This is a genomic window from Actinotalea endophytica (assembly GCF_025717005.1).
Classification (GTDB): Bacteria; Actinomycetota; Actinomycetes; order Actinomycetales; family Cellulomonadaceae; genus Actinotalea.
Map to the genome: position 1 here is coordinate 79,825 of NZ_JAOVZU010000009.1, position 15,059 is coordinate 94,883.

Annotated in this window: 14 protein-coding genes; 9 read left to right on the forward strand and 5 right to left on the reverse strand. The window is 71.6% G+C overall.

Features of this window, described 5'->3' with window-relative positions; all coding sequences use genetic code 11:
• Position 1 precedes the first annotated feature (1 nt).
• Positions 2-1,588 carry a malate synthase A gene (gene aceB, locus OEB99_RS15445; RefSeq protein WP_263578292.1) on the forward strand — a complete coding sequence of 529 codons (1,587 nt, stop codon included), beginning with the start codon at positions 2-4 and terminating at the stop codon, positions 1,586-1,588.
• 97 nt (positions 1,589-1,685) lie between these two features.
• Positions 1,686-2,729 carry a 1-aminocyclopropane-1-carboxylate deaminase gene (locus OEB99_RS15450; RefSeq protein ID WP_263578182.1) on the forward strand — a complete coding sequence of 348 codons (1,044 nt, stop codon included), beginning with the start codon at positions 1,686-1,688 and terminating at the stop codon, positions 2,727-2,729.
• A 7-nt stretch (positions 2,730-2,736) separates the two neighbouring features.
• Here OEB99_RS15450 and OEB99_RS15455 read toward each other — a convergent pair whose 3' ends face one another.
• Both OEB99_RS15455 and OEB99_RS15460 read right to left on the reverse strand, forming a co-directional pair.
• A complete protein-coding gene (locus tag OEB99_RS15455) occupies positions 2,737-2,973 on the reverse strand; it encodes a hypothetical protein (protein ID WP_263578183.1) in 237 nt (78 codons plus the stop codon).
• 9 nt (positions 2,974-2,982) lie between these two features.
• The gene (locus OEB99_RS15460) at positions 2,983-3,606 is read right to left on the reverse strand and encodes a TetR/AcrR family transcriptional regulator (RefSeq protein WP_263578184.1); all 624 of its coding nucleotides are present in this window, start codon (positions 3,604-3,606) and stop codon (positions 2,983-2,985) included.
• 181 nt (positions 3,607-3,787) lie between these two features.
• Between OEB99_RS15460 and OEB99_RS15465 the strand changes: the two genes are divergently transcribed.
• The 4 genes from OEB99_RS15465 (at position 3,788) to arcC (ending at position 8,544) form a co-directional block, all read left to right on the forward strand.
• The gene (locus OEB99_RS15465; RefSeq protein WP_263578185.1) at positions 3,788-5,272 is read left to right on the forward strand and encodes an APC family permease; all 1,485 of its coding nucleotides are present in this window, start codon (positions 3,788-3,790) and stop codon (positions 5,270-5,272) included.
• 32 nt (positions 5,273-5,304) lie between these two features.
• Positions 5,305-6,402, forward strand: a complete 1,098-nt coding sequence (aguA, locus tag OEB99_RS15470; protein ID WP_263578186.1) for an agmatine deiminase — start codon at positions 5,305-5,307, stop codon at positions 6,400-6,402.
• A 134-nt stretch (positions 6,403-6,536) separates the two neighbouring features.
• Complete coding sequence (ptcA, locus tag OEB99_RS15475; RefSeq protein ID WP_263578187.1) at positions 6,537-7,547, forward strand: putrescine carbamoyltransferase; 1,011 nt, start codon at positions 6,537-6,539, stop codon at positions 7,545-7,547.
• 7 nt (positions 7,548-7,554) lie between these two features.
• Positions 7,555-8,544 (forward strand): carbamate kinase, encoded by a 990-nt coding sequence (gene arcC, locus OEB99_RS15480; RefSeq protein ID WP_263578188.1) that lies wholly within the window; start codon positions 7,555-7,557, stop codon positions 8,542-8,544.
• A 106-nt stretch (positions 8,545-8,650) separates the two neighbouring features.
• Here the strand turns inward: arcC and cspE are convergent, their stop codons facing one another.
• The gene (gene cspE / locus OEB99_RS15485; RefSeq protein ID WP_263578189.1) at positions 8,651-8,854 is read right to left on the reverse strand and encodes a transcription antiterminator/RNA stability regulator CspE; all 204 of its coding nucleotides are present in this window, start codon (positions 8,852-8,854) and stop codon (positions 8,651-8,653) included.
• A 242-nt stretch (positions 8,855-9,096) separates the two neighbouring features.
• Between cspE and OEB99_RS15490 the strand changes: the two genes are divergently transcribed.
• The gene (locus OEB99_RS15490; RefSeq protein WP_263578190.1) at positions 9,097-10,185 is read left to right on the forward strand and encodes a fatty acid desaturase family protein; all 1,089 of its coding nucleotides are present in this window, start codon (positions 9,097-9,099) and stop codon (positions 10,183-10,185) included.
• A 7-nt stretch (positions 10,186-10,192) separates the two neighbouring features.
• Here OEB99_RS15490 and OEB99_RS15495 read toward each other — a convergent pair whose 3' ends face one another.
• Entirely contained in the window at positions 10,193-12,235 is a 2,043-nt protein-coding gene (locus tag OEB99_RS15495; RefSeq protein ID WP_263578191.1) for a heavy metal translocating P-type ATPase, read from the reverse strand.
• 93 nt (positions 12,236-12,328) lie between these two features.
• On the opposite strand from OEB99_RS15495, the gene OEB99_RS15500 reads away from it, so the two are divergent.
• Together OEB99_RS15500 and OEB99_RS15505 are read left to right on the forward strand one after the other, a co-directional pair.
• Positions 12,329-13,075, forward strand: coding sequence for a response regulator transcription factor (locus OEB99_RS15500; RefSeq protein WP_263578192.1), 747 nt, complete (start codon positions 12,329-12,331; stop codon positions 13,073-13,075).
• Positions 13,072-14,205 (forward strand): sensor histidine kinase, encoded by a 1,134-nt coding sequence (locus OEB99_RS15505; RefSeq protein ID WP_263578193.1) that lies wholly within the window; start codon positions 13,072-13,074, stop codon positions 14,203-14,205. The genes OEB99_RS15500 and OEB99_RS15505 overlap by 4 nt, the downstream gene beginning before the upstream one ends.
• Here the strand turns inward: OEB99_RS15505 and OEB99_RS15510 are convergent.
• The gene (locus tag OEB99_RS15510) at positions 14,202-14,882 is read right to left on the reverse strand and encodes a vitamin K epoxide reductase family protein (RefSeq protein ID WP_263578194.1); all 681 of its coding nucleotides are present in this window, start codon (positions 14,880-14,882) and stop codon (positions 14,202-14,204) included. The two genes, OEB99_RS15505 and OEB99_RS15510, sit on opposite strands and share 4 nt — an antisense overlap.
• Between the last annotated feature and the right edge of the window lie 177 nt (positions 14,883-15,059).

Sequence of the window (15,059 nt, forward strand, 5' to 3'; positions counted from 1 at the left end):
CATGCACATCGTCGGGCCGCACGTCCCCGGGACGTCGGAGATCCTGACCCCGGCCGCACTGGACTTCCTGGCCGCGCTGCACTCGGAGTTCCTCGGTCGGCGTCACGACCTGCTGGCCGCGCGCGAGCGACGCCGGGCCGAGTTCGCGGCGGGCGTGCTGCCCGACTTCCTTCCCGAGACGTCCGAGATCCGCGCGGACCGGAGCTGGCGGGTGGCCGGGGCGGGACCCGGGCTCGCCGACCGAAGGGTCGAGATCACCGGGCCGACCGACCGGAAGATGACGATCAACGCGCTGAACTCCGGTGCCAAGGTGTGGCTCGCCGACCAGGAGGACGCCACCTCGCCGACCTGGCAGAACGTGGTCGGCGGGCAGTACAGCCTGTACGACGCGGTGCGTGGGCAGCTGGTGTTCGTCTCGCCCGAGGGCAAGCGGTACGAGGTCGGCGAGCAGACCCCGACCATCGTGATGCGCCCGCGAGGGTGGCACCTCGCCGAGAAGCACCTGGTGTTCCGCGACCGCTCCGGTCTGGAGAGCCCCGCGTCGGGGAGCCTGGTGGACTTCGGCCTGTACGTCTTCCACAACGCGCGCCGGTTGATCGAGACCGGCACCGGGCCGTACTTCTACCTGGCCAAGCTCGAGAACCACCGCGAGGCGCGGCTGTGGAACGACGTGTTCGTCACGGCCCAGCGCCTGCTCGGTCTGCCCCGCGGCACGGTCCGGGCCACTGTGCTGATCGAGACCGTCACGGCGGCGTTCGAGATGGAGGAGATCCTCTACGAGCTGCGCGACCACTGCGCCGGGCTCAACGCCGGACGGTGGGACTACATCTTCAGCATGATCAAGAACTTCCGGAACCGGGACGACACCGTGCTGGGGGACCGCGGTCAGGTCACCATGACCGCGCCGTTCATGAAGGCGTACACCGAGCTGCTGGTCGCGACCTGCCATCGCCGCGGCGCGCATGCGATCGGCGGGATGAGCGCCTTCATCCCCAACCGGCGCGACCCCGAGGTGACCGCGCGGGCGCTCGAGCAGGTCCGCGCCGACAAGGAGCGCGAGGCCGGGCAGGGCTACGACGGCACCTGGGTCGCCCACCCGGACCTGGTGCCGGTGGCCCGCGAGGTGTTCGACCGCACGCTCGGGGAGCGGCCGAACCAGCTCGACGTGCTGCGCGAGGACGTGTCGGTCACCGCGGCCGAGCTGCTCGCGGTCCCGCGCGCGGCGAGCGTCACGGACGCGGGGGTGCGCACCAACGTGTCGGTGGGGCTGAGGTACCTCGAGTCGTGGCTGCGCGGCACGGGGGCCGCGGCGATCGACAACCTGATGGAGGACGCGGCGACCGCGGAGATCTCGCGCTCGCAGCTGTGGCAGTGGATCCACCACGGCGTGGTCACCGGCGAGGGCACGCCGGTCACCCGCGAGCACGTCGCCGACGTGCTGTCCGAGGTGCTCGCCGAGATGCCGCGGCACCCCGAGGACCGCTTCGACGACGCCGCCGACGTGTTCGCGGAGATCGCGCTCGGCGACACGTTCCCGACGTTCCTCACCACGGTCGCCTACCCGCGCTTCCTCGTCACGCGTCGGTGAGGTGGGGTCGACTCACCTGGTCGCGCGGTCCCCACGGCCATCCCGTTCGGCGGACGGTCATGGGGACCGCCGACGCTGCGACCTAGCATCCGAGGGCATGAGCCTCGCCGACTTCCGCCGTGAACCGCTCCTGTTCGGTCCCTCGCCGGTGCACCCGCTGCCGCGCCTGTCCCAGGCACTCGGCGGCGAGGTGGAGATCTGGGCCAAGCGCGAGGACTGCAACTCGGGGATCGCCTTCGGCGGCAACAAGGTGCGCAAGCTCGAGTACCTCGTCGCCGACGCGATCGACACCGGGTGCGACACCCTGGTCTCGATCGGTGGCATCCAGTCCAACCACACGCGTCAGGTCACCGGCGTGGCCGCGCACCTCGGCCTGAAGGCCGTCACGGTGCAGGAGGGCTGGGTCGACTACCCCGACCTCGCCTACGACAAGGTCGGCAACATCCAGCTCACCCGGATCCTCGGCGGCGACATCCGGATCGACCCCGCCGGGTTCGACATCGGCATCCGCGACTCGTGGAGCCGGGCGATCGACTCGGTGGTCGCGGCCGGCGGCAAGCCCTACCCGATCCCGGCCGGGGCGTCGGACCACCCGCTCGGCGGGCTGGGGTTCGCGAGCTGGGCGGTGGAGGTCGAGGCGCAGGAGGCCGAGCTCGACACCTTCTTCGACACCGTGGTGGTCTGCACGGTCACCGGCTCGACGCACGCCGGGATGATCGCGGGCTTCGCGATCTCGGACCGGCCGGGGCGGCGCGTGCTCGGCATCGACGCCTCCGGCACCTACCAGCAGACCCGCGACCAGGTCTGGCGGATCGCGTCGTCGACCGCCGAGACGATCGACCTCGGACGCCCGCTGCGGGACGACGAGCTGACCCTCGTGGACGGCTACGTCGGACCCGCGTACGGGCTGCCGGACCGCACCACGGTCGAGGCGATCCAGCTGGCGGCGCGCACCGAGGGGATGCTCACCGACCCGGTCTACGAGGGCAAGTCGATGGCCGGGTTGATCGGCATGGTGCGGTCGGGCGAGATCCCGCCCGGCTCACGCGTGCTCTACGCGCACCTCGGCGGCCAGCCGGCGCTGTCCGCGTACGCCGGGTACCCCGGGCTGGGGTCGCCGGAGCGGGAGCTGTCCCACTAGGGCGTGGTCAGACGGTGGGCTGCCGGTGAGCGGCCATCCACGCCTGTTCAGCTTGGTGGTGCCACCACAGCATCAGTGCGGTGTCCACGGCCAGTGGCACCCACGCGTAGCTCGCGGTCCCGGCGGGTGGCTGGGGCGGGTGGTACCCGTTGAACCACATCCAGATCGCCAGACCGAGCCCGGCCGCGAGAACGACCGACCGATACCAGGGGATGAACTTCGCCCTCACGAACGGGGGTTGCATCTGGCCGGCCTAGGCGTCCGCCACCACGAGCCGCTCGAGCGCGATCCGCAGGTGATCGGCCAGCTCCTCGACCGTGAGCTCCTGGTTCGAGGCGCTCTCCAGCATGAGCCCGTCGATCAGGGCGGCGACGATCTGCAGGGCGACCGGGCGCGGGATCGTCGGGTCGGTGGGTGGCAGGACCTGGTCGACGATCTCGCCGATCAGCGCCGACCACTCGCGGGTCTGCGGGCGGTACTCGTCGTTCCGGGTCGCCTCGAGGAACATCTCGAACAGCGCGAGGTCGTACAGCGGGTCGGCGACCGACTTGTCCAGGAAGATCTCGGTGAGCAGCCGGACCGAGCCCTCGAGGCTCGGCGGCCCCGAGACGGCTCCGACGATCTCGTCCATCCGGGCGCGCTCGATCTCGACGGCGTACGCCATGGTCTGGCGCAGCAGGTCGTCCCGGTCCTTGAAGTAGTAGGTCGTCGAGCCCAGCGGGACGCCGGCGGCGTCGGCGACGGCGCGGTGGGTGAGCGAGGACAGCCCGCCGGTCCCGATGATCCGGACCGCCGCGTCGAGGATCTGGCGGCGGCGCACCTCACCGCGTCCGGGCCTCCGGCCGGCCTCCAGCAGCCGGCTGGATGTGGTGCTCACGGACGTCCTCCTTCAACGGCAGATCCCGGTCAGCGTAGCCTCGTGTGGCCGCTGGTCCGGCGGGCGTTCACCCCGTCGGCGCTGGTCGGGACGTAGGTCCTTTCAGCGTATCCCGTGAACATGTACTTTCGTACACGTTCAGTTCTTGTACGAACGTACACGTTTCCCCTGAGGAGCCTTCATGGCCGCGCACGACAGTCCGTCGACGACGACGGACGCCCCCGCCCGACCCGCGTTCCGGATGTTCGACATGGTGCTGTTCTCGGTCGCGGCGATGCTGCTGCTGTCCCAGATCACCGTGACGGCGTCGGTCGGACCGTCGGCCATCTTCTGGACCGTCGCGATCATCGTGCTGTTCTTCGCGCCGTACGGCCTGGTGACCGCGGAGCTCGGCTCGGCGTACCCCGACGCCGGCGGGATCTACGCGTGGGTGGTCCGGGCCTTCGGGAACCGCTGGGGCAGCCGGGTCTCCTGGTGGTACTGGGTCAACGTCGGCCTGTGGGTGCCGAGCGTCTACCTGATGTTCTCCGGCGCCATCTCGTCGATGTTCTTCGGCGGGGAGCTCAACTTCTGGGTCCAGGTCGCGATCACCGTGGCGCTGATCTGGGTCAACTACTGGGTCAACGCCCGCAGCCTCGAGACCGGCACCTGGGTCTCCAACCTCGGCGCCGGCATCACGCTCGCCGTGATCGCCGCGCTCGCGATCGCCGGCGGCATGTACGCGTCGGCGAACGGCTCGGCGACCGAGTGGTCGTTCAGCGCGATCCTGCCGACCGACGCGATGCCCGCACTGGCCCTCGCGCTCCCGGTGATCATCTACAACTTCCTCGGCTTCGAGCTGATGTCGTCCGCCTCGACCCAGATGGAGAACCCGCGCCGCGACGTGCCCCGCACGATCCTGATCGCCGGTGCGCTGATCGGCGGCTTCTACCTGCTCGCCACGGTCGGCATGCAGCTGATCTACCCGGCCGACGAGATCTCCGAGACCACCGGCCTGCTCGACGCGCTGCAGCGCGGGTTCGGCGACTCCACGGTGGCGCACGTCGTCGTGACCGTGCTCGGCATCGGCGCACTCTTCTGCTTCTTCGCGAGCCTCGTCCCGTGGACCATCGGCGCCAACCTCGCTGCCGCCGAGTCCGCCCAGCAGGGCGACCTGCCGAAGGTCTTCGCCCGCAAGCACCCGGTCCGCGGCACCCCGGTGGGCGCGGCGCTGCTGACCTCGGTGGTCGGCACCGTGTTCACGGTCGGCTACGCCGCGCTCTTCTCGCTGACCGACGGCGCGATCGACGACGTCTTCTGGAACCTCTTCGCGTTCTCGTCGGTGATCTTCCTGCTGCCGTACATCGTGATGATGCTGGCGTTCCGCAAGCTGCGCCGGATCGACCCCGACCGCGTGCGGCCCTACCGGGTGCCGGGCGGCGCCGTGGCGATCTGGGTGTTCACCTGGATCCCGACCGTGCTGCTCGCGGCGGCCGTCGTCTTCTTCGTCTGGAACCCGTTCGACTTCTCGTGGGCGGTCACCGGATCGATCCTGATCGGCCTCGCCGTGACGGTCGTGCTCCAGGAGTGGTTCTGCCACAAGTCGCCGCAGTGGACGCGGGAGCGCGCCCTCGAACGCGGCGACGAGCCCGAGGCCGAGCCCGAGCTCGCCGAGACGCTCTCCTGACGCCGACCCGCCCCTGAGAGGAGGTATCTGACATGACCCGCACCATCGACTCGACACCCGCGGCCGACGGCTACCGCATGCCGGCCGAGTGGGCCCACCACACCGGCTGCTGGCTCGTGTGGCCCGAGCGGCCGGACAACTGGCGGCTCGGCGCGAAGCCCGCGCAGGCCGCGTTCACGGCGGTCGCGACCGCGATCGCCGGCACCGAGCCGGTCACCGTGGCGGTCTCGGCGCGCCAGTACGCCAATGCCCGGACCCAGCTGCCGGACCACGTCCGCGTCGTCGAGATGTCGAACGACGACTCCTGGATGCGCGACATCGGCCCGACGTTCGTGGTGAACGACGCCGGCGACGTCCGGGGCGTCGACTGGGACTTCAACGCCTGGGGCGGCCTGGTCGACGGCCTGTACTTCCCGTGGGACGCGGACGACGACGTCGCCCGCAAGGTCTGCGAGATCGAGGGCCGGGACCGCTACAAGGCCCCGCTGGTGCTCGAGGGCGGCTCGATCGACGTCGACGGCGAGGGCACGGTCCTGGTCACCGAGGAGTGCCTGCTCTCCGAGGGGCGCAACCCCGACCTGAGCCGGGAGGAGATCGAGCAGGCGCTGCGCGACTACCTCGGCGTCGAGGTCGTCGTGTGGCTGCCGTACGGCGTGCACCTCGACGAGACCAACGGCCACGTGGACAACTTCTGCCGGTTCGTCCGGCCCGGCGTCGTGATGCTGACCTGGACCGACGACGAGACCGACCCGCAGTACGAGCGGTCCGCAGCCGCCCTCAAGGTCCTCGAGACGGTCACGGACGCGCGCGGCCGGGAGCTCGAGGTCGTGAAGATCCACCAGCCGGGGCCGATCCACATCACCGCCGAGGAGGCCGCCGGCGTCGACGCCGTCGACGGCACGCTGCCGCGCGAGGAGGGTGACCGGCTCGCCGGGTCGTACGTGAACTCCTACATCGGCAACGACGTCGTGGTGCTCCCGCTGTTCGACGACCCGCACGACGACGCGGCCGTCGCGGCGTACGCCGAGCTGTTCGCGCCGCGCGCCGTGGTCACCGTGCCGGGCCGGGAGATCCTGCTCGGCGGCGGCAACGTGCACTGCATCACGCAGCAGGTGCCCGCCGGGCACTGACGACCTGCTCCGGCCCGGCCGCCCCCTGCCCGGGCCGGAGCAGCTCCACCCCACACACCCATCGGTCGGGACCCACCGGGTCCCCGCCGTGACCGACCGTGCCCACCGACGGGCCCGACCTCAGGAGAACCACCATGACCGTGCGCCACTTCATCGACACCAGCGACCTGACCAAGGACGAGGTCCTCGACATCGTCCGGCTCGGTCTCGCGCTCAAGTCGTCGATCGCCGCCGGCTACTACCCGCCGCTGCTCGCCGGGCGCACCCTCGGCATGATCTTCGAGCAGTCCTCGACCCGGACCCGGGTCTCGTTCGAGACGGCCATGACCCAGCTCGGCGGTCACGCGCAGTACCTCGCGCCCGGCCAGATCCAGCTCGGCGGGCACGAGTCCATGGAGGACACCGCGCGCGTCCTGTCCCGGCTGGTCGACGTCATCATGGCGCGCGTCGCCCGGCACAAGACCGTGGTCGACCTCGCCGCGAACGCCACGGTGCCCGTGCTCAACGGCATGTCGGACTACAACCACCCGACCCAGGAGATCGGCGACCTGATCACGATGGTCGAGCACCTGCCCGCCGGCAAGCGCCTGGAGGACTGCAAGGTCGTCTTCGTCGGCGACGCCACGCAGGTCTGCGCGTCGCTGATGATGATCACCACCAAGGTCGGGATGGACTTCGTCCAGTTCGGGCCCGAGGGCTTCCAGCTCAAGCCCGAGATGCAGGAGATCGGCCGGCGCAACGCGGCCGCGTCCGGTGGCAGCGTGTTCGTCACCGACGACGTGCACAAGGCGCTCGAGGGCGCGGACTTCGTCTACACCGACGTCTGGTACGGCGACTACGAGGCCGAGCTCGGCGAGGAGGAGCGGCTCGCCGTCTTCATGCCGACCTACCAGGTGAGCGCCGAGCTCATGGCGCTGGCGAACCCCGGTGCGAAGTTCATGCACTGCCTGCCCGCCACGCGCGGCGAGGAGGTCACCGACGAGGTGCTCGACTCGGACTACTCGATCGCGTTCGAGGAGGCCGGCAACCGGCTGACCGCCCAGCGCGCGCTGCTGGTGTACTTCCTGCGGCCCGAGGTCGCGAACCCGCACAAGGTCGCCGCCGCGAAGGCCGAGCTCGACGCCGTGCTCGCCGGGATCCTGTGAGGCGCGGATGTCACGCATCGTCATCGCGCTGGGTGGCAACGCCCTCGGCGACACCCCGGCCGAGCAGCAGGCCAGGATCGCGGCGGCGGCCCCGTCCCTGGTCGGGCTGATCGCCCAGGGGCACGAGATCATCGTCTCGCACGGCAACGGGCCGCAGGTCGGCGCCATCAACCTGGCGTTCGACACCGCGGCCGACGCGACCGGGCGGGTCCCGAGGATGCCGCTGCCCGAGTGCACCGCGATGAGCCAGGGCTACATCGGGTACCACCTGCAGCAGGGCCTGCTGGCCGAGCTGCGGCGCGTCGGCATGCCGTGGCACGTCGCGTCGGTGGTCACGCAGGTCGAGGTGGACCCGCGCGACCCGGCGTTCGAGCGGCCGACCAAGCCGATCGGGGCGTTCTACGACGAGGCGTCGGCCCGCTCGATGATGGCCGAGGACCCGACGCTGGTCATGACCGAGGACGCCGGACGCGGGTGGCGGGTCGTCGTGCCGTCACCCCGGCCCGTCTCGATCGTCGAGCGGGACTCGATCCTCAACCTGCTCGACCACGAGTTCATCGTCATCGCGTGCGGCGGCGGCGGGGTGCCCGTGGTCCGGGACGCGCACGGCGACCTGCACGGCGTGCCGGCGGTGATCGACAAGGACTTCGCGTCCGCGTCGCTCGCCGAGGCGGTCGGAGCCGACTACCTGTTCATCCTCACGGCCGTCGACCGGGTCGCGATCGGGTTCGGCACCCCGGAGCAGCGGGACCTCGACGAGCTCGACCTGGCCACGGCGCAGCGGTACATCGACGAGGGGCAGTTCGGCGCGGGCTCGATGCTCCCCAAGGTCCGCGCGGCGATGCAGTTCGCGGCCAGCGGGACGGGCCGCCGGGCGGTCATCTGCTCGCTGGAGAACGCGCCGCTCGCGATGCGGGGGCTGAGCGGGACGGTGGTGCGGGCCGACACCCTGCTGCCGGGCCCGACGGACGGTCGTCGGGTCGCGGCCACGGTCTGATCCGGGGCCGGTGGTGGCCCAGATCCGGCCGTCGGCCCGCGGGCCGGACGTACCCGGACATGCCGAAGGCGGGCCCGCTCTGCGCGGGCCCGCCTTCGGTCTGAGATCAGAGCGGGCGGATCTCCGAGGCCTGCGGGCCCTTCTGGCCCTGCGTGACCTCGAACTCGACCTTCTGGTTCTCCTCGAGAGTGCGGTAGCCGTTGGTCGCGATCGCCGAGTAGTGGGCGAACACGTCGGCGCTGCCGTCGTCGGGGGCGATGAAGCCGTAGCCCTTCTCGGCGTTGAACCACTTCACGGTTCCGGTGGCCATATCGGTGCTCCTTCCAGAGCTGTCAACCGGCAGCGCCTGTCGCCACCGGTCGTCACGATGATTCGTTCGTTCGCTCCAAGAAGGGTGGCAGCCGGGGGGCCCGACCACCGCAAAACGCAAGAAACACAGCAACGGTGTGCCGAGGTTATCTCATTACCGCGCCAAGAGCAGCATTGCCAGGTAGCCTCACCTCACTTGTCGATGTGCTGCCCGGTGCGTTGGCCCCCCACGAGCGGAGCACCATGTCGATCGCAGCCACCCACCCGGCACCTGACGAGGCCCCGCGCGAACGCCAGGTCAGCGCCTACCTGACGCTCAGCCGCCGCGTGCAGGCGGCCGGTCTGATGCGGCGCCGGCACGGGTACTACTGGACGACGTTCGTCGTCCTCACCGGTCTGCTCGGCGGGCTGGTCGCCGCCGTGGTGCTGCTGGGGCACAGCTGGTGGCAGCTCGCGGTGGCCGCCGGTCTCGCCGTCGTGCTCGGCCAGGTGATGTTCCTCGGTCACGACGCCGCGCACCGGCAGATCTTCGCGTCCGGTCGCTGGAACGACTGGGCGAGCCTGGTCATCGCGAACCTGTACGCCGGGATGAGCTACGGCTGGTGGCAGCACAAGCACTCGCGCCACCACGCCAAGCCGAACCAGGTCGGCGCCGACCCGGACATCGCCACCGGGACGCTCGTCTTCCACACGGGCGACCTGGCCGAACCGCGCACGGGCCTTCGCGGCTGGTTCGCCGCTCGGCAGGGCTGGCTGTTCTTCCCGTTGCTGCTGCTCGAGGGCCTGAACCTGCACGTGTCCGGGGTGAAGACGATCTTCGGGCGCGGGCCGGTGAAGCGGCGTCCGGTGGAGATCGCGTTCGTCAGCGCGCGCATCGTCGGCTACCTGGCCCTGGTGTTCTGGTTCATGCCGGTCGGCCTCGGGTTCGCGTTCCTCGGTGTCCAGCTCGGCATCTTCGGGCTTTACATGGGCGCGGTGTTCGCCCCGAACCACAAGGGCATGCCGATCGTGCCGAAGGACAGCCGGATCGACTTCTTCTCGCGTCAGGTCCTGATGAGCCGCGGCATCACCGGCGGCCGGGTCGTCGACTGGGCGATGGGCGGCCTCAACCACCAGGTCGAGCACCACCTGTTCCCCTCCATGCCGCGCCCGCACCTGCGCCGGGTCCGGGCGATGGTCCGCGAGGCCTGCGTCGAGCAGGGCGTGCCGTACACCGAGACCACGCTGGGCGCCTCGTACGGCATCGTCGTGCGCTACCTCAACGAGGTCGGGCTCGCCGCTCGCGACCCGTTCCAGTGCCCGCTGACCGCGGAGCTGCGCTCGGCCCGCTGAGCAGCGGTCACGCCGGGCGGAGGTCCAGCCGGCGCAGCAGCTGGGCGTTCAGCGCGACCACGACGGTGGACAGCGACATCAACGCCGCGCCGACGGACATCGGCAGCGTGAACCCGATCGGTGCCAGCACGCCGGCCGCGAGCGGGACCGCGAGCAGGTTGTAGCCACCGGCCCACCACAGGTTCTGGCGCATCTTGCGGTACGTCGCGCGCGACAGGTCGATGACCGAGGTCACGGCGCGCGGGTCGGACCCGGCGAGCACGACCCCGGCGGAGGCGATCGCGACATCCGTGCCCGCGCCGATGGCGATGCCGACGTCGGCCCGGGCGAGGGCCGGGGCGTCGTTGACGCCGTCACCGACCATCGCGACCTTGTCGCCGTCGGCCTGGAGCTCGCCGACCTTGGCCGCCTTGTCCTCGGGGCGCACCTCGGCGAACCACCGGTCGATGCCCAGCTCCTCGGCGACGGCGCGAGCGACCGGCTCGGCGTCGCCGGTGATCATCGCGACGCTCACGCCGCGGTCGTGCAGCGCGGCGATCGCGGTCCGTGACTCCGGGCGGACGGTGTCCGTCAGGGCCACCGCGCCGAGCACGGTCCCGTCCCGCAGCACGTGCAGCACGGTCGCACCGTCGCGGGACCACCCGTCGGTGGCGGGCAGCGGCTCGGCGCCGGCCTCCTGGAGCAGCCGGGGGCCGCCGACCCGGACCTCGCGGCCGTCGACGGTCGCCCGGACACCGAGTGCAGGCTCGGAGCTGAACTCGCGGGCGGACCGCGGTGCCAGGTCACGAGTGGCCGCGGCCGCGACGATCGCGCGGGCCAGCGGGTGCTCGCTGTCGCTCTCTGCTGCCGATGCCAGCGCGAGGACCTCGTCCTCGTCGGCGCCCGCTGCGGCCACGACGTGGTTCACGGTCGGCTCACCCGTGGTGAGCGTGCCGGTCTTGTCGAACAGCACGGCGGTGACGGTGCGCATGGCCTCGAGCGCGAGCCGGTCCTTGACCAGCACGCCGGCGGCGGCCGCGCGCCCGGTGGCGATCGAGACCACGAGGGGGATCGCGAGCCCGAGGGCGTGCGGGCAGGCGATCACCAGGACGCTGATCGTGCGGACCACGGCGAGGTCCGGCGTGCCGAGCGTCGTCCAGACGAGGGCAGTGAGGGCCGCCGAGCCGAGCGCGAACCAGAACAGCCAGCCGGCCGCGGTGTCGGCCAGCCGCTGGGCGCGCGAGGACGAGCTCTGAGCCTCGGCGACGAGCCGTTGGATGCCGGCCATCGCGGTGTCGTCGCCGGTCGCGGTCACCTCGACCCGCAGCCCCGAGTCGGTCGCGACGGTCCCGGCGGTCACCTGGTCCCCGGGGCCACGCGTGACGGTGCGCGACTCGCCGGTGATCATCGACTCGTCCATCTCGGCGCGGCCGTCCACGACGCGTCCGTCGGCGGGCACCGACCCGCCGGGCCGGACCACCACCAGGTCGCCGACCTCGAGATCGGACGGCGAGACCGTGACGGTGCCCGATCCCTCGACCCGCTCGGCCTGGTCGGGCAGCAGGGCCGCGAGGGCGTCGAGGGCGGAGCTGGTCCGGGCCAGCGAGCCCATCTCGACCCAGTGTCCGAGCAGCATCACGACGATCAGCAGGGCGAGCTCCCACCAGAAGTCGAGCTCGTGGTGCAGGAGGCCGAGGCTCGCGCCGAGCGAGGCGGCCGCAGCCACCGTGATCGCCAGGCCGACGAGCAGCATCATCCCGGGCTGCCGAGCCCGGATCTCGGCGACGGCGCCGGTCAGGAACGGGCGCCCGCCCCAGGCGTACATCAGCAGGCCGAGCACCGGCGAGATCCAGGTGGTCCACCCGTCCGCCGGGAGGTCGTAGCCGATGAGCATCGCGAACATCGGTGAGAACGCGACCACCGGGACCGCGACCACCAGCATCACCCAGAACAGGCGGCGGAAGACGGCCACGTGGTCCCCGTGCCCGGCGTGCGAGTCGTGCCCGGCGTGCGAGTCGTGGCCGGCGTGCTGGTCGTCGTCCGCTGTCGTCATCGGCTCGTGGTCGTGCATGTCGCCTCCTCGTTCCGATACCCCCCCAGGGTATGGTGTGCGACAACGAGGCGCGACTCGGAGGTATTCCCGAGCAGGCGAGAGGATGGCGCCATGGACGCATCGACCGCGCAGCCGGCCGGAGGCGCGCCGACGCGCGTGCTCGTCGTCGAGGACGAGGCGGCCCAGGCTCGACTCACCGCCTCGTACCTGGAGCGCGAGGGGTTCGCCGTGCAGGTCGTGGCGGACGGTCTCCTGGCGCTCGACCGGGCCCGCGTGTGGCAGCCGGACGTCGTCGTGCTCGACCTCGGCCTGCCCGGCCTCGACGGGGTGGAGGTGTGCCGCACGTTGCGCACCTTCAGCGACGCCTACGTGGTCATGGTGACTGCCCGGGTCGACGAGGTCGACCGGTTGATCGGCCTGGCCGTCGGCGCGGACGACTACCTGACCAAGCCGTTCAGCCCGCGGGAGCTGGTCGCCCGGGTCCAGGCGATGCTGCGCAGGCCGCGGGCCGTGACGACCATGCGGCCCGCTGCCGACGCGTCGACCGCGCACGACGTCCGCGAGATCGGGGTGCTGCGAATGGACCTCACCGCCCGGGACGTGCAGGTCGACGGCCGCCCCGTGGAGCTGACCCGGACCGAGTTCGACGTCCTCGCCACGCTCGTCTCGCACCCGGGCCGGGCGTGGTCGCGGACCCAGCTGACGTCGGAGGTCTGGGGCGCGGACTGGGTCGGGGACCCACACCTCGTGGACGTGCACCTGGCGAACGTGCGCCGCAAGCTCGGCGACGACGCGAGCACGCCACGGTTCGTCCAGACCGTGCGTGGCTTCGGGTACCGGCTGGGGGCGTGCCGATGAGCGGATGGCGCCTGGCCCGGGTGGAGCTGTCCGCCCGGCTGCTGGTCGCGTTCGCGCTGGTGGTCCTGGTCGGTGCGGGTGTCGCGTGGGCAGTGGGTGCGCTGGTCGGCCCGAGCCTCTTCCACGCCCACATGCAACGAGCGACCGGTACGGCGGAGAGCGCGACCGAGCACGCCGAGCGTGCGTTCGGCACCGCGGCCGCGCTGTCGCTGTCGATCGCGCTCGCGGCCGCACTGATCGCCTCGACCGTCGTCAGCGTGGTCCTCGCCCGGCGGATCCGTCGCTCGCTCTCGCCCCTGGCCGACGCGGCACGTCGCGTGGCGTCGGGCGAGCGAGACGTGCAGGTGGCGCCTCCGGGGATCGGGCCGGAGCTCGACCGGCTCGCCGAGACGTTCTCCTCGATGGCGGCCCAGCTCGGCGAGGTCGAGGCGACCCGGACCCGGATGCTCGCCGACCTCGCGCACGAGATGCGCACGCCCGTCTCGGTGCTCGGCGGCTATCTCGAGGCGATCTCCGAGGGGGTCGAGCAGGCCGACGAGGAGACGCTCGCCGTGCTGCGTGACCAGACCGCGCGTCTGGCGCGACTCACCGAGGACATCGCCCTGGTGACGAGCGCCGAGGACGGCCGGCTGCGGCTGGACCTGCGGGACGTGTCGCTCGACGAGGTCGTCCGGGCTGCCGTCGGGGCGGCGGCGGCCGCCTTCGCCGAGGCCGAGGTGTCTCTCGAGAGCCGCGCCGAGGCCGAGCTCACCGTGTCCGCGGACCCGGACCGGGTTGGCCAGGTGCTGACCAACCTGCTGGACAACGCCCGGCGGCACACCCCGCGCGGGGGCCGGGTCGAGGTCGCGCTGCGACGCGACGGCGACAGCGCTGCCGTGGTCGTGTCGGACACCGGCGAGGGGATCGCCCGCGAGCACCTGGCGCGCGTCTTCGACCGGTTCTACCGCGTGGACCCGGCGCGGGACCGCGCACGTGGCGGCTCCGGCATCGGGCTCGCGATCGCCCGGGCGATCGCGCGTGCGCACGGCGGCACCCTCACGGCGGACAGTGCCGGTCCGGGTCGAGGAAGCACCTTCACGCTGCGGCTGCCGATCGTGCCGGACGGCCCAGGCCCGGGCGCCGGGACCTAGCCGAGCAGGCCGGGTCCGTACCGGGCGAGGATCGCCGCGGCCAGGAACACCAGCCAGGCTGCCGCGCCGATGGCGTCGACGTCCGCGGCGATCAGCGCCTGCGCCCTGGCCTGCGTCCGCGCCGGGAGGGGCAGGTTGCCGTCCCGGATGTTCACGTGGGTGAGCGAGGTGAACACGAGCGTCGTGGAGACGGTGACGAGCAGGCACCACGGGCACAGTGCGTGGATGACGAACATGGACTGGGTGAACAGCCAGTACGCGAAGACCAGGCCGAGGGTGTAGACGACCTGGGCGGAGAGCATGAACCAGCGGGGGAAGCGCACACCGCCGAGCGAGGCGACCGCGATCGTGATCACGACCGGTTCGGCGACCAGGCCGAGGAACGCGTTGGGGAAGCCGAAGAGCTGCGCCTGCCAGGCCTGGGCGACCGTGCCGCAGCTGAGCGTGCTGGAGATGTCGCAGGCGAGCTGCGTGCCGGGGTCGGCGGCGAGTCTCAGGGCGTCCACCGACAGCACGAACGAGGCGATCAGGCTCACGCACGCCGAGGCGAGCATGGTCGCGAAGATGAACCGGTCGTGGTGACGGATCCGGTGCACGCGCGCCCACACGCCACCTGCTGGCCCCAGGTGGTCGAGGTCGGGCGGCGCGGACGCGGGCGTGGTGGTCTCCGGACTCATCGGCGGTCTCCTCTCGCTGGGACCACCATCGGCACGCCGACCGCAGAAGCGTCTCAGGATCCGTCAAGAACGCATCAAGGTTCGCGCGGTGTCGCCGTCCGGGTCGTCGGCCTGCGCAGCGAACGGCTCGGCGTCGCACTTCTTGACCGTTTCTTCGTCGTTCTCACCGGCAGCCTC